Source organism: Winkia sp. C0117E2 (genome assembly GCF_056590455.1).
Genome location: NZ_JBWPWD010000006.1, coordinates 182963 through 196850 on the forward strand (window position 1 = coordinate 182963; position 13888 = coordinate 196850).

Consider the following 13888-nt stretch of genomic DNA (forward strand, 5'->3'; position numbering starts at 1 on the left):
CAGCCTCCTCACGTCTGTTAGCAACTAAGCTAACACGTGAAGTTAACTGGTGCAAGTCTACGGATCAGGAGCCGTCTCGCTGGCTGTCCTCGTGCCGGGGTCGGTTGAGACGGTCGTGGATGAGCGGGAGCAGGATCGCGTCCACGTCGGCGCGGAAGGCTTTGTCCGACAGGTACTTCATGGAGAAGTCGTGATTCTGGGTCATCCGCGCCAGCATGACGTCGGGCATCTTCTCGTCGTAGATGATCTTGAACAGGTCGAGCGGATTATGGGCTCGCAGCTGGATCTCGTTGTCTTGGGCGAGGTCGTCGGCGACCTGTTCGAGCACTTTGTCCATGTTGGTGAACTCGGTGCCCCATCGTTCGTTGAGGGAGTCGAGGATCTTGGAGAGTCGCTCGCGGTCGTCTTCGGTGGGCATGCCCAGCTTGGGCGAGTTGTTCAACTCACCCACCTGGTCTTGTAGGTCGATGGAACCCTCGTAGACCGACTGGAGCCGGTAGTACTGCAAGGTGACCTCATCATCCAGGTGTGGGGCAGGGTCGCCGTCGATGTGGAGCTTGCGGGTCAGCAGCTTCGCGTATGCGGCGAACTTATGCAGCTGCTCGTCGTCGAAGCGGATGATGTGGGTCAAGAACTCGTAGTTGCGGTTGAACTTGTTGAACGCCGAGCGCACCTCGAGCTTTTCCTCATCGTCAAGCGCGTCGAAGCGGCCGACCGCAGGGTCGAGGTAGGCGTTGAGCCTGCCGAAGTCGAGGTTGGTCTGCTGCTTTTGCTCTCTGAAGAACACGGTCGCGAATCCGTCGATCTCTTCGTCTCGCCACAGCTGGTAGGAGGCGATCAGGTGGTAGAGGTCGTAGACGATGTTCGGGTCGGTTTCCTCGCTGATCGAGGTCGACACGTAATAGTCTTGGAACGCCGCCTGAATGTCGTCAGCGCTGTTGACGAAGTCCAACACGAACGTATCTGATTTGCCCGGGCACATCCGGTTGATCCGCGACAGGGTCTGCACGGCCTTGACCCCGTGGAGCTTCTTGTCCACATACATGGTCTGTAGCAGGGGCTGGTCGAATCCGGTCTGGTATTTCTCGGCCACCAACAGGATCTGATACTCACCGGTGTCGAACCGATCGGGCAGCTCGGCTTCGGGGAAGCCGTTGAGTTGCTCCTCGGTGTAGTCCTGCCCATCGTCTTCGACGGTGCCGGAGAACGCCACCAGCACACCCAGGTCGGTGTAGCCCTTGGCTTTGATGTAGTTGGCGAACGCGAAGTAGTAGCGCACAGCGTGCAACCGGGAGCCGGTCACCAGCATTGCCTTGGCTTTGCCGCCGATCTTGTGCGCCACGTTGCTGCGGAAGTGCTCGATGATGATCTCGGCTTTTTGCCGCAGATTGTGCGGATGCAGGGCTAAGTATTTGCCCAGCGCCTTGTTGGCCTGCTTCTTGGCGTACTCCGGATCCTCAGCGGTGGCCTTACCAACCTTGTAGTACGTCTGGTAGGTGGTGTAATTTGCCAGCACGTCGAGGATGAATCCTTCCTCGATCGCCTGCTTCATCGAATACACATGGAACGGGCGCGGCGTGCCACCAGGAGTCGGGGTGCCGAAGATTTCGAGGGTCTTCTGCTTCGGGGTGGCCGTGAACGCGAAGAACGATAGGTTCGCCTGCCGTCCATGGGTCGCCATATCCGCCGCGATCTGTTCGTCAACCTCGAGCTCCTCGGCCTCTACCTGAGCCTCAGCTCGAGCGTAACGATCCAGCAGCTCTGCCTTGGACTCCTGACCCGCTTGGGCAGTGTCAGCCAGCACCTGCTTGAGCCGCTCAGACGCCTGCCCGGTCTGCGACGAGTGTGCCTCATCCACAATCACCGCGAACCGCTTCCCAGCCGTCGCGATGTTGGACACGTCAACGAACGGGAACTTCTGCAACGTCGAAATGATGATCCGAGCACCCCGACCCAGCGCATCAGTGAGCTGGCGGGCGTTCTTATCAACCTTTACGACGACGCCTGCTGTGTGATCCATCGAAAACACCGTGTCTTGGAGCTGCTTATCCAACACGCGCCGGTCGGTGATCACGATGATCGAATCGAACACCACCCGCTGCTGGTCGTCGTGCAGATTCGATAAGTGGTGAGCGAGCCACGCGATCGTGTTCGACTTGCCCGAGCCCGCCGAATGCTGCACCAAATAGTTGTGCCCAGCACCGTTCGCCTTCGCGTCCGCGATGAGTTTGCGGACCGCATCGAGCTGGTGGAAGCGCGGGAAGATCACCTTGTCTTTCGACTTCGCCGGACGCCCCTCAGGGGTCTTGCCGGGCACGAACTGCACGAACCGGTGCAGAATGTCGAGCAACGAGTCTTTCGCAAGCACCTGCTCCCACAAGTAGGACGTCTTGAACTTGCCCTCCACCGGCGGATTACCAGCACCGCTGCTGAAACCACGGTTGAACGGCAGGAACACCGTATCTTGGCCGGCAAGTTTCGTAGTCATCCACACCTCATCGGTGTCAACCGCAAAGTGTACCACCGCGCGTTTACCCAGGGCGAAGAGCTTTTCCGACGGGGAACGGTCCATCTTGTACTGTCGGATCGCATCACGATAGGTCTGCCCAGTCAGCTGATTTTTCAACTCGAGTGTCACCACTGGGATGCCGTTCACCAACAGCACCGTGTCAACCGAGTTCTCGTTACGCGTTGAATACCGTAGCTGGCGCACGATGCTCATCTCGTTCGCCCAGTACTTTTCAGCAAGAACCTCATTCAAGTCGGTGCCGGGAGCAAAGTACACCAGCTTGAACCGAGCACCCACATCCTCAATGCCACGGCGCAGCACGTCGATCACACCACGCTGATCAAGCTGCGCAGCGACACGCTTCAGAAACTTCTGCTCCGCGTTACCCCGGTAAGTGCGTTCCAGTTTGGCCCATTGATCCGGTTGCGTTGTTTTCACGAACTCAATCAAGTCAGCTGGATACAGGCACAGCTCGCGATCAAAACCCTGCGGGTCACGCGTCTCAAACCGGTCAAAATCCGATCCCTGGGTAGTCAGCCAGTATTCGATCTCGGACTCAAACCTGCGCTCCGACGTATCCATCATGCCTCCTCACTAACGCGGACCTTGCCCGTCACCACATCGTTAATAACCTGCTTGCGATACCGCCTCAACAACTCAACCTGACGATCCAAATCGGTAATCAAACCATCGATCCCTTTCAGCCGTTGAACAAGGTAATCAACGATTTGCCTTTGCTCTTCCACCGGAGGAACAAATAGTGGAATATTTCGGAGCGCCTGTACCTTAAAGTCCCATTGATCTGTGCGAATTCCGTAAGAATCCCTGCCAAAGAAGGGAATATATGCTTTTGACCGTATAGCCCAGTTGAAGAATTCAGAATCCACGGAAGACGCTAAATCGAAGGTGTAATACGCAGGACTGACAATCCCGTCATACAGCGACACTCCATATGATCCTTGCCAAGCCTTCATTTTGTTCATAACAAATTGACCGTTCCGAACTACCAAATAACCACTCAAATCATCTGGTAGACGGTTGTTGTTATCTGGCGACCCTTCAAGTTCACGATCTACAACCCCACGCTCACGTTCAACAGAAAGAACTCTCCAGGAAGGCTCACCCTTACGCGATTTACGGGTCAACAGAGATTTCAGAGAACGAGAATGCCAGCTATTTGGAATCTTCCCAATCCAGTCAATACCGCTGTCTTTCATTGGAGCGTTAGTGTCGAGGCCTTTGGTGACGGTGTGGGCGATCAACTCACGCTTGTAACGCTCCAACAACTCAACCTGACGATCCAAATCGGTAATCAAACCATCGATCCCTTTCAGCCGTTGAACAAGGTAATCAACGATTTGCCTTTGCTCTTCCACCGGAGGAACAAATAGTGGAATATTTCGGAGCGCCTGTACCTTAAAGTCCCATTGATCTGTGCGAATTCCGTAAGAATCCCTGCCAAAGAAGGGAATATATGCTTTTGACCGTATAGCCCAGTTGAAGAATTCAGAATCCACGGAAGACGCTAAATCGAAGGTGTAATACGCAGGACTGACAATCCCGTCATACAGCGACACTCCATATGATCCTTGCCAAGCCTTCATTTTGTTCATAACAAATTGACCGTTCCGAACTACCAAATAACCACTCAAATCATCTGGTAGACGGTTGTTGTTATCTGGCGACCCTTCAAGTTCACGATCTACAACCCCACGCTCACGTTCAACAGAAAGAACTCTCCAGGAAGGCTCACCCTTACGCGATTTACGGGTCAACAGAGATTTCAGAGAACGAGAATGCCAGCTATTTGGAATCTTCCCAATCCAGTCAATACCGCTGTCTTTGTAGTGTTCGTAGGCATCCATTTAGTTCACCTGCTCGTTGAATAGTTTGGCGATGGAGGCTTGGATTTCAGCTCCGAGGGTTTGGATTTCGTCCAGGGTTTGGGTGGGGTTGCCGAGTTCTTCGTACTGGTAGAAGTAGCGGGTGAAGGGGATCTCGTAGCCGATCTTGGTCTTGTCGGGGTCGACGTAGGCGTCAGCCGCGTAGGGGATGACTTCGCGTTGGATGTAGGCGTCGATGTCTTCGGCGAGCGGGATCTGCTCGGTGTCACGTAGCGCCGGGTCAGGTTCCGGGTTGCCCTTGGCGTCGCGGCAGATGTCTGCGGTCGGATCGGTTTCACCCAGGGCCGTCACGATTGCTTTTAGCAGCGGGGCACGCACAGCCAACCCAGCGCCCTTGAAGGCACTCTTGAGTACGGCCGTGAACTCGTCTCGGTTCTTCCACACCTGCTGCCCGTCGAGGGTTTCGAGGGTATCGATGATCGCCTGTTGGGTCTTCTTGCCGTCCTTGATCTCTTGGCTACGGGCGGGTTCGCTGCGTTTCTTCGAGGTGGCCAGATTCTTGAACGGGGTCCGCTCCCAGAGTCGCTCGATTCGTTCGGGTGTGGCGGTGAAGTTCAAACGTAGCGGACGTTCCACCGTGACTTCATGGAAGCCGAACTCGCAGGTGTCAAAGATCTTGGAGTGCTCGTCCTCGGTGAAGTCGCCGTAGATGCGCGCGATCTGGGCGATGTTGTCCTCGGTCAAGTATTTGCGTTTTTCGCCGAGCGGTTTGCGCATCCTGGCGAAGAGTCCGGTGGCGTCGATCAGTTGCACCTTGTTTTTGCGGATTGACGCTTTACGGTTGGAGAGCACCCAAACGTAGGTGAGGATACCGGTGTTGTAGAACATCTGGTCAGGCAGGGCGATGATGGCTTCCAGCCAGTCGTTTTCAAGAATCCAGCGGCGAATGTTCGACTCACCTTGCCCAGCCGAGCCGGTGAACAGCGGCGATCCATTGAACACGATCCCGATCCGAGTGCCCGGCGCGTTCTGGATATCAGCCGGATCGTAGGGCTTCATCTTCGAGATCATGTGTTGCAAGAACAGGAACGACCCGTCCGAAATACGCGGCAGACCGGCACCGAACCGGCCCTTCCACCCTCGCTTCTCGGCTTCGTCTTTGATCGGGTCGGCGTACTTCTTCCATTCCACGCCAAAGGGCGGGTTGCACAGCATGTAGTTGAACGTTCGTCCAGCTGTTCTGTCAGCGGTCAGCGAGTTGCCGAAGTAGATGCGTTCGGCGTCGTCACCTTTGATGAGGATGTCGGACTTTGCCACCGCGTAGGTTTGCGGGTTGAGTTCCTGCCCGTACACCTCAATCCGCGCCCCTTCGTTGAGCTCGTGGGCTCGTTCAATCGCGGCAGAAAGCATGCCACCGGTGCCGACCCCTGGGTCATACAGCGACGCCATGAAGCCGGGCTCGCAGATCGCGTTCATGTCTGGGTCGAACAGCACCTCGACCATGAGCTGGATGACTTCACGCGGGGTGAAGTGCTCACCTGCGGTTTCGTTCGACAGTTCGTTGAAGCGCCGGATCAGTTCTTCAAAGATCGAACCCATATCCTCGTTGGAGACCGCTGCAGGTGAGAAGTCTACGGCTGGGTCGGTGAAAGCATCGACGATTTGGTAGAGCAGATCGGAGCGATCCAGCCGATCGATCACGGTGTAGAAGTCGTAGGACTTCAGCACGTCGCGGGCGTTCCGCGAAAAGCCCTCCACGTAGGAGCGCAGGTTGCCCTCCAGGTTGTCAGGATCGTTCTTGAGCGTGTGCAGCGTGAACCTGGAGGCGTTCCAGAACGGATATCCGGTAGCTCTCGCGTATTGGATGCGCTTGACCTCAGCCGGGACACCCTTCTGGTCACGGATTGCAAGCACGTCGGTCTTCGTGTCAACGAGCACGGAGTCGAGTCGGGTGAGCACCGTGAACGGCAAGATCACGTCTCCGTACTCGTGCTCCTTGTAGTCACCGCGCAGCAGGTTGGCGATCTTCCAAATGAAGCTGACATAGTTCGTTGTTTTCTCAGTGCTCATTCGGGTCAACTCCATCTTCCATCAATCGCTCGTAACGCTCATGCGACATGACCACCACGAGAGGCTTTCCGTAACGCAACACGTAGGCCACATCGTCACCATCAGCCACTTCCTTGAGCAGCTTCGATGCCTGACCACGTCCAAGGTCGCCGATGTTGATGTGCTTCATCGACTTCTTCGCCGTACGCTTCCGCACCATCGCCTCCTTCACCACGAGTTACCGTCAACGCCTCATTTTACCATAAATGCATGCAAAATATCGTCACAATATGCGCGAGATACTACATGTAATTTTGCATGTGATTCTTCGTGAAGATGGAGACATGCGCGCGAGCCAGGACGCCCCACAAGGTCGAAGGTGGGAACGGTCTTATCAATCACAATTGAGGGCACGCCCCCTCGCCAGATATCCGCTAACGCAAGCCCACCAGCAGACCCCCTCAACCAGAAATATGCACCAATCCAACGGGAAGATCGGGGACGAGCACCCGATTACTGAACCTCCAGCACGCCAGCGAACAACCCCAGAAACGACAAAACCCCTGCTCAACAGGGATTCAAGGGCTAAAGTGGTTTTTATCATTTTCGACGTCTAAGTATCCAAGAGAGGGCAACCACGAAGGAAGCTTGCTTTCGGTCGTTGTTATCCCGAACGCAAAAGGGTCGTAGGGGCAGTAGGGCGAAACAGCCACCTCAAAAAGCAACCGGCACAACTATTAGCTCCCTTGTTGATTTCACCCAAACGCATCAACACATTTCCTACACTTGTGAATGGCGGGCTGCAGGTTAGTTCGCCCGGCTACGATGCCGCGTCGATGTAGGAGGAAATCAAAATGGCTACCTATGACATTCCTAAGACAATGCGAGCGAACGTGCTGCTTGGGCAGCAGAAAATGCAGATGGAGGAACGGCCCGTTCCTACGCCCTCGGCCGGGCAATTACTGATCAAAGTACTTTCGGTGGGCGTGTGTGGTTCCGACGTGCACTACTACAAAACCGGTGAATGCGCCGGCTTCCAGGTAGAAGAGCCGCTAATCCTAGGCCACGAAGCATCCGGCGTAGTGGTTGCAGCCGGAAGCCCGGAGGATGAAAACCGCGTCGGCGAACGCGTCTCAATCGACCCGCAAGTGCCCTGCCGGAAATGCCGCTACTGCAAGACCGGTCATCTAAACCTGTGCCCACAAATGCAGTTTTACGCTACTCCCCCGGTCGACGGCACATTCTGTGACTACGTGTTAGCGCCAGCAGATTTTGCCTTCACCGTCCCAACCCAGATGAGCAACAACGCGGCCGCACTTCTTGAACCCTTCAACGTCGGCTTGTGGGCAAACATGGAAGCCCACACCACTTTGGGTTCCCGCGTTTACATCACCGGTGCGGGCCCGATCGGTACCCTGACCGCATTGGCGGCCAAGAGCTTCGGAGCATCGGAAATCATCGTTTCCGAGCCCAACCCCACCAGGCGGGAAATGATCCTAAAACACGGCGCGACCAAAGTCGTCGACCCCACCGAGGACGGATTCACAACGGACGGCATCGAAGCTGACGTTTTCATTGAATGCACCGGAGTAACCGACGCCATCCAGTCCGGCCTCTACGCGTTAGCCCCCGCAGGCACCTGCGTGTTCGTAGGCATGGGCTCAAACATTGTGCCCCTTGACGTTGCCCGAATTTCCGTGCGCGAATTGATCGTGACCGGCCTGTTCCGCTACGTACACACCTGGCCTAAGTCGATCGCCGCCGCAAGTCAGCCCTTCGTAAATTTGGACGAGCTAGTAACTGCCGAGTTCACCCTTGAAGAGGCCGAAGAGGCCCTAACTTCGACGGGCGATCCTACCTCGTTAAAGTCCGTCGTAGTGGTAAACAAGGAATAGGTTCACCTTTCTGGTAGCCAGGGCCTATTCCGCCTTGGCTACCGGAGCGACCGACGCGTTTACGACCTCGGAAGAACACACCGCAACCTCAAAATCAGTGCTTAGCGCATTCCGCTCCTCGGGAGGGTAGACCTTAAGCGCCACACTCTTTTGCGGGTTACATCCCTCAAAGTTCTGCGCGTTAGCAATCTGAAGATTGCTGGTAGCATGCTCCCCGGACTGCAGGGTTATGAGCTCTTTAGCGTCGCCCTGACGCTTAGCCGGTTCGCCGATCTGATCCCCGCCTGCATCAGTAAAGGAGACTCCGGGGAAACCGTAAATATTGCAGCTCTCCTTCGAAATGTTGGTTAGTTTCAGCTGGTAATACTGTGACCCTGCACCCGCGCCCCCCTCGGGCTGGACAACTTCCAATTTCAGCCCCTTAGAGCGGCAACGCTTCGGTTTGCCCTGCGGCGTTGCTTCCTTCTCTAGAGGGCGGGCCGATTGACTCTGGCTGCTCTGTTCCTTTGGCGAAGCAGTACTGGCATTACTTACCCCAGCGGAGCGGTTAGCTGAACCCGCGCACCCGGCAAGCCCTACCAGAGCTAGTAGTACGCACACGCCAGCGGCACCTTTTTGCTGTGTCTTCATACCAGTAAGCCTAGAGGGCGAAGCTTGGGTGTGCATTGGCAAGAAAGCAATAGCTATGTATCTTGCCAACCTGGTTTAAAAGGTTTGGGTCACCTTTGGTGGACCCCAAACTCAGAGTAATTTACTTACTCCTAGCGCCTCTTCCCACCCAGAGTTAGGAGGACGCCGCCAGCCATCAGCAGCGCTGCGACAATACCTGTCAAGAGTGCTGCGGTACCCGTTGTTGGACAGGGCAGGTGCGGCCTTGGTAGTGACTACCCTACAGCCCTCAGACAGCTGATCCTTCTGGGGTTGCTGCTCCTTTTGAGCTACAGCAGACTTGCTGTCGTTCTCACGTAGCAGCAGAAGCGGGCTTTTCCTCTTCAGCAGGATTCGGCTTTTCTTCCTCAGCAGGCTTCAGCTTCACGGTTAGCGTGGCAGTCTTTTCCACCTTTTCCCATCGGGGTTAGTCACGGTGTAACGAACCCTGTATTCGCCCGACTTATTCACGTTAATCTTGGCTACGTCCTCGACATTCGGGAGGATGCCCTCCCAGTTGGCACCAGTAGAGCCGACCACTAGCGAGGCCGGATCAAAGTTTTCCCCGTAAGCAAGAGTATTTTTCTTCACCTCAAGAGTGGGGGCGGGATGCTTGACGACCAGTTTGGCCTTCTCTACAGTCTTGCCACCGTACTTATCGGTAACAGTAAACGTCAGTTCGTACTCGCCAGGCGTATTGACGTCATAGGTACCTTCTACCTTGGCCTTATCACTCAGGGAGTTGCCGAGATCATCGGTCGCGGTTGCAACCATGCTGGCCGGATCGAAATCCCCCCCTTGCCTGATGGCCTTATCCTCTACTGTCAAAGTAGGCAGCTTAGCCCACTCAGCGGACAACTTGACGATCTCGCCCCGGATATATACCCAACGTTAATGTCCGGATCAACCTCGGTGAACGGATAAGGATTATCCCTATCAAATTCCTTTGGCTTATTAGCCTTATTGGCTTCCGGATCCAGCTTGGAGGTTCCGATCTAACCAACAAAAGTGTAGCCTTCGCGCACCGGAGCAGAGGGCTTGTACACCGTGCGGAACGGGGCAGTGAACAGCGCGTAACGGTTGGGATCATTAAAGTCCACATCGGATTTGCGGGGATCCGTCCACGTACCGCCTTTCAGGTCAAAAATAACACGATTGAACTGGTGCATCTGCCAGGCACTTGGGTAGGTACTACTATTCCCCCTGGGCTCGTACTTATCGATGCCGAGCACCTCGTAGGCCTTAGCCCTTCGCCCACAACCGAGCGGGTAATAGCTCCATTTATTTCCGCGCTACCAGTGCAACTCATAGTTCATTGCGGCTGCATGTTGATCCTGTCTGACAGAACCCAACCAGCAGGAATCTTATATGTACGATTCTGCTCTAACGTCATGAATCCTTCCGGATTCTTCGGATCAAAAGCAACAAATAGGGCGCTTTGCGCCCGACTTGGCAGCCTATATCTGAAATCGACAGGCTTATTCGCGGCATTTGCAACTAGAGCTTGGCCGGAAACAGCCAAGCTTAAAGCTGCGACAGCCCACAGCGGTCTTGATTTACGATTTATTGCCATCGCATTCCCTCACGGTTCGTGTCACCCTACTATGCAGGCAAAAATTCGCACTCACATTAAGGCACGTGAATGTTTCTAGCTAGAGGCAAATGAGCCTATTAAAAATGCGAACCCGGCAAAAAATAATACGTTAGTGATTATTGATGTTTTTATATTGCATTCATCACTGAATGCGCTAAGGTGCTGAAAAACAATATTCCAACTTAGCGCCCATACGGCAACATTGACCTATGCATGACTGCGTACACGTCTAAACCAGATTCTCCCATAACGTTCACAGAAAATGGCAATAATTAACCGATTCCACAAAATAAGAAGCTACTACCGCATAACTCTGCGAGATACAAACAAGGCGTGGGCAGAACAGCCATCCACCTTCTCTCAAAAAACGCAAGTTCCACGCTAGAAGGAGCGCCCCAAATACTAGGAGCACAAAAATATTATTAGCCTGCCACAGCTAGACTTTTTCGTCCCGCTGAGGCGCGGTCTCTACACCTCTGCGACATGCTGCTAGAGGCGCTGCCAACTATTTTGCTGGCCCAGCCATCATGTACAGCACCATCTTCGACGGTTTCAATGCCTTCACAGCGTGGGGCAGACGCGTTGTGAAGTGAACCAGCCCGCCCGGCCGCAGCACAACGTCACGACCATCTGCAGCGATCAACAACTCGCCCTCGAGCGCCTGGACCAGCACCGGCATCGCAGCGGTATGTTCGGATAGCTCTTCGCCCTCGTCAAAGGAAAAGAGGACAACATTGACCCCTTCACCCTTCAAAATAGTGCGAGATACGGTAGCTCCGTCATTGACCTCTACCAGCTCCGCCATGTTTTCAATGTCGGACAGCCCATCAGGATTAATCATTTCTCCTCCAAAGTAGCAACGACGGTGATGCCTGCCAGATTCTTTTTATACTCTGTGAAAGTCCTGCGCATCTGGAGCACGCGAGCACGCAAGTCCTTATCCCGCATCAGGTTTCGGACAATGCGCAACGTGCCCAGCAGACCCTCGTCGGCCACTACCCTCTTGGGATCCAGCAGGGCCATAGGCGCGGTGGCAACCTCAGTAACTCTAAATCCTGCCCCTGTTAGCAGTTCTTTCCATTCCGCGGCAGTAAGAGGGCGCGCGTTCACTCGGATGACGCGGGCCAAAGTTTTGCGCAATTCATCTGCCTTACTTGCCTCTATGCCATCTGGAACCAGCGCCAACTCATGGATAGCATACCGCCCTCCCACTGAAAGAACGCGCTTTGCCTCGGCCACAATCTTCTGCTTAGACTTCCGCCCTTGCATTGTTAGCATGGCTTCCCCAACGACCACGTCTGCACTGTCATCCGGCAGCCCTGTCTCGGCCGCGTTAGCGCACACCACCTTACCGTTAGCGCCGCTCACGATCCGTTGTACTCGGCTCACCGCATTGACGTCTCGGTCCACGCCCACGTATGAAGCAATAGATTCAGCAACTATTAGCTGCGCGGTACGGCCAAGTCCGGGGGCGAACTCAACCACGCGAGCCCCCGGCAATTTCGCTGCAGCCAGCATCGCTTTAGTGAGCTTCAAGCCTCCCGGGCGAAGAACCCGTTTTCCTGCCCTTGCTAACACCCAATGTCCTGCTGCGGTTTCTACGGGACGATCCGATTGCGGTAGTGAGCTTTCCACACCACAATTCTACACTTAGGTTCGCCTAACCTCAGCCGGCTTTAGTTTGTGCATGCCAGAAACGTTCCCCCACTTCTTGTAGTAGATCACATTACCGTTTAGACGCATTTTAATTGCCACCTCATCTACAAGTCCTAAGGTGGGCCCGTAACCTACGTTAGGTGCAATCATGAAAAAACTTTTCTTTGCAGCAATCCCTATGACTGCCGCACTGCTCGCCGGGGTGCCAGCCGCCAACGCGGCCGAACAAATACCGGCAGATCCCGATTTTTCCGTCGCAACTATCGACCCAGAATTCTCTATGGTTTCCGCAAGAAGGCTGATCATTCAGAACTTCATTTACGAAGCCGAGGCCGCCGCGGGCCACAAACTGTTCTGGGTCACCTACTCCGAGCCCAACTACGCAGTGATCTATCAGGCCCAAACCTTCGACCCGGAAACCGACAACGACGCCTTCCAGAGCCTGATTACGGTTCTGCATGACAACGGCTTTCCCCAAGTTGGGGCAGTCGCTCCCGCTCTACTCGCCGAGCAGCCAGCTAACTAGATAGTAGGCCTTTCCACTGGCTCGCTCCATTGAGATCTTTGGCAGTTACTCACTGAACACTTTGTGCCGGTTGTCCTCCCCGCGGGGAGGGCAACCGAAAGTTGCTAGAAAGACAGGTTACCTGGATAACCCCTTACTATCTAATGCGCCTGGCGAATCTGTATTAATCATTACAGCGAATCAGACACCACCGAATGTTTGCGTATTTTCTGAGTCTTCAACCTTATTTTTTTCATGCGCTCACGCACATACTGCGTCATAGCGGAACCTCATATAGAACACATAGGTTGAATAGTTAACATTCCTTCGTAACAAGAAAGTACGACAAAGGAATTCCGCTCTAATGCTTACGTCTCTGCGTGAAGACAATCACGCTATCTCGTTTCCTCTGTTGCGAACTGGCAAGCATTTTATGCTCATCTTATTGGCCGCAACGCTTATTATTTTTAGCTTACCCCTGTCCGCACTGGCTGCTTACCCGAACAATTCCGTGGGCGTTTCAGATAACGGAATCTACTACGCTCACGACAAAGCTTCGAGACTGAAGCCTATGACACCCAGTGGCGATGAGGCTGATTCCTTCGCATTCTGCATTAATAGGCAAAAGAAGGTCCCCTCGTATAGCCACAATTCTCATAGCGGCGAGTACCATCGCACGGATAACGCAAGCGCTAATGACATTTATACAGAATGGCTACACAACAGAGGAGGAACAAGGTCCAATCGCATCGATTCTGCGCAGTTAGATGACGCCCTCAGGAAGCTCATCTACATTTATGTTGCAGACCCCACAGATATTGAGGGTGCCTCTGGTCTACGCGCCATCAACCCTAACGGAATTGGATTTTATAACATTATTCAAAATCTGGTTTACCACTACACTGAAGGCGACAAGTACACCACTTATCCTCGACTAGAGCAAAATACTGCTCAGAAGATGGTGCAGGACCTGCTAGAACGCCCTATCGACGAGGTAATTCCGCAAAATGTTGATGTTAGAGTGAATCTCTATAAGGCAGTGCCAACTGGTATTCTCAAGAAGTCAAAGTACCAATCTTTGGTTAGCGGGCGGGTCATCGTCCGTCCCACTACCGTGCACTTGTCGAAAAAAGCAGTAAACGGAACCAGTGAACTAGAAGGCGCCAAACTCAAAGTCGTAGAAGGAGA

General features: G+C 54.2%; 14 protein-coding genes. 3 read left to right on the plus strand and 11 right to left on the minus strand.

Features of this window, described 5'->3' with window-relative positions; translation table 11 throughout:
* Positions 1-64: 64 nt before the first annotated feature.
* The 4 genes from AC1EKG_RS09405 to AC1EKG_RS09420 are packed head-to-tail and all read right to left on the minus strand — an operon-like array spanning position 65 to position 6622.
* Entirely contained in the window at positions 65-3094 is a 3030-nt protein-coding gene (locus AC1EKG_RS09405; RefSeq protein ID WP_481067835.1) for a type I restriction endonuclease subunit R, read from the minus strand.
* Positions 3091-4374, minus strand: coding sequence for a restriction endonuclease subunit S (locus tag AC1EKG_RS09410; protein WP_101486030.1), 1284 nt, complete (start codon positions 4372-4374; stop codon positions 3091-3093). The genes AC1EKG_RS09405 and AC1EKG_RS09410 overlap by 4 nt, the downstream gene beginning before the upstream one ends.
* A complete protein-coding gene (locus tag AC1EKG_RS09415; protein WP_481067836.1) occupies positions 4375-6423 on the minus strand; it encodes a type I restriction-modification system subunit M in 2049 nt (682 codons plus the stop codon). It abuts the gene before it with no gap.
* Positions 6413-6622, minus strand: a complete 210-nt coding sequence (locus tag AC1EKG_RS09420; RefSeq protein ID WP_006548061.1) for a type II toxin-antitoxin system Phd/YefM family antitoxin — start codon at positions 6620-6622, stop codon at positions 6413-6415. Before AC1EKG_RS09420 ends, AC1EKG_RS09415 begins: the two co-directional genes overlap by 11 nt.
* A 634-nt stretch (positions 6623-7256) precedes the next feature.
* Here AC1EKG_RS09420 and AC1EKG_RS09425 point away from each other — a divergent pair.
* Entirely contained in the window at positions 7257-8297 is a 1041-nt protein-coding gene (locus AC1EKG_RS09425; protein WP_004808218.1) for an NAD(P)-dependent alcohol dehydrogenase, read from the plus strand.
* 24 nt (positions 8298-8321) lie between these two features.
* Here AC1EKG_RS09425 and AC1EKG_RS09430 read toward each other — a convergent pair whose 3' ends face one another.
* The 7 genes from AC1EKG_RS09430 to AC1EKG_RS09460 form a co-directional block, all read right to left on the minus strand.
* Positions 8322-8927, minus strand: coding sequence for a DUF4232 domain-containing protein (locus tag AC1EKG_RS09430; RefSeq protein ID WP_004808215.1), 606 nt, complete (start codon positions 8925-8927; stop codon positions 8322-8324).
* Positions 8928-9335: 408 nt separating this feature from the next.
* Positions 9336-9773, minus strand: coding sequence for an immunoglobulin-like domain-containing protein (locus AC1EKG_RS09435; protein ID WP_176744636.1), 438 nt, complete (start codon positions 9771-9773; stop codon positions 9336-9338).
* Positions 9774-9940: 167 nt separating this feature from the next.
* Complete coding sequence (locus AC1EKG_RS09440) at positions 9941-10177, minus strand: hypothetical protein (RefSeq protein ID WP_070424976.1); 237 nt, start codon at positions 10175-10177, stop codon at positions 9941-9943.
* Between the two features lie 80 nt (positions 10178-10257).
* A complete protein-coding gene (locus tag AC1EKG_RS09445) occupies positions 10258-10518 on the minus strand; it encodes a hypothetical protein (protein WP_004808208.1) in 261 nt (86 codons plus the stop codon).
* A gap of 526 nt (positions 10519-11044) precedes the next feature.
* Positions 11045-11380 carry a cupin domain-containing protein gene (locus tag AC1EKG_RS09450; RefSeq protein WP_004808206.1) on the minus strand — a complete coding sequence of 112 codons (336 nt, stop codon included), beginning with the start codon at positions 11378-11380 and terminating at the stop codon, positions 11045-11047.
* Positions 11377-12174, minus strand: a complete 798-nt coding sequence (locus AC1EKG_RS09455) for a class I SAM-dependent methyltransferase (protein ID WP_040315416.1) — start codon at positions 12172-12174, stop codon at positions 11377-11379. Before AC1EKG_RS09455 ends, AC1EKG_RS09450 begins: the two co-directional genes overlap by 4 nt.
* 15 nt (positions 12175-12189) lie before the next feature.
* The gene (locus AC1EKG_RS09460; protein ID WP_155855909.1) at positions 12190-12345 is read right to left on the minus strand and encodes a hypothetical protein; all 156 of its coding nucleotides are present in this window, start codon (positions 12343-12345) and stop codon (positions 12190-12192) included.
* Here AC1EKG_RS09460 and AC1EKG_RS09465 point away from each other — a divergent pair.
* Both AC1EKG_RS09465 and AC1EKG_RS09470 read left to right on the plus strand, forming a co-directional pair.
* Entirely contained in the window at positions 12344-12721 is a 378-nt protein-coding gene (locus AC1EKG_RS09465; protein ID WP_004808203.1) for a hypothetical protein, read from the plus strand. The genes AC1EKG_RS09460 and AC1EKG_RS09465 overlap by 2 nt on opposite strands.
* Positions 12722-13145: 424 nt before the next feature.
* Positions 13146-13888 (plus strand): thioester-forming surface-anchored protein (locus AC1EKG_RS09470; RefSeq protein ID WP_481067837.1); only part of this gene is annotated, 743 nt, incomplete at its 3' end.

Coding starts and splice junctions, on each gene's coding strand:
- AC1EKG_RS09405 (WP_481067835.1), bottom strand. CDS start 3,094: ATGATGGATACGTCGGAGCGCAGGTTTGAGTCCGAGATCGAATACTGG.
- AC1EKG_RS09410 (WP_101486030.1), bottom strand. CDS start 4,374: ATGGATGCCTACGAACACTACAAAGACAGCGGTATTGACTGGATTGGG.
- AC1EKG_RS09415 (WP_481067836.1), bottom strand. CDS start 6,423: ATGAGCACTGAGAAAACAACGAACTATGTCAGCTTCATTTGGAAGATC.
- AC1EKG_RS09420 (WP_006548061.1), bottom strand. CDS start 6,622: ATGGTGCGGAAGCGTACGGCGAAGAAGTCGATGAAGCACATCAACATC.
- AC1EKG_RS09425 (WP_004808218.1), top strand. CDS start 7,257: ATGGCTACCTATGACATTCCTAAGACAATGCGAGCGAACGTGCTGCTT.
- AC1EKG_RS09430 (WP_004808215.1), bottom strand. CDS start 8,927: ATGAAGACACAGCAAAAAGGTGCCGCTGGCGTGTGCGTACTACTAGCT.
- AC1EKG_RS09445 (WP_004808208.1), bottom strand. CDS start 10,518: ATGGCAATAAATCGTAAATCAAGACCGCTGTGGGCTGTCGCAGCTTTA.
- AC1EKG_RS09450 (WP_004808206.1), bottom strand. CDS start 11,380: ATGATTAATCCTGATGGGCTGTCCGACATTGAAAACATGGCGGAGCTG.
- AC1EKG_RS09465 (WP_004808203.1), top strand. CDS start 12,344: ATGAAAAAACTTTTCTTTGCAGCAATCCCTATGACTGCCGCACTGCTC.
- AC1EKG_RS09460 (WP_155855909.1), bottom strand. CDS start 12,345: ATGATTGCACCTAACGTAGGTTACGGGCCCACCTTAGGACTTGTAGAT.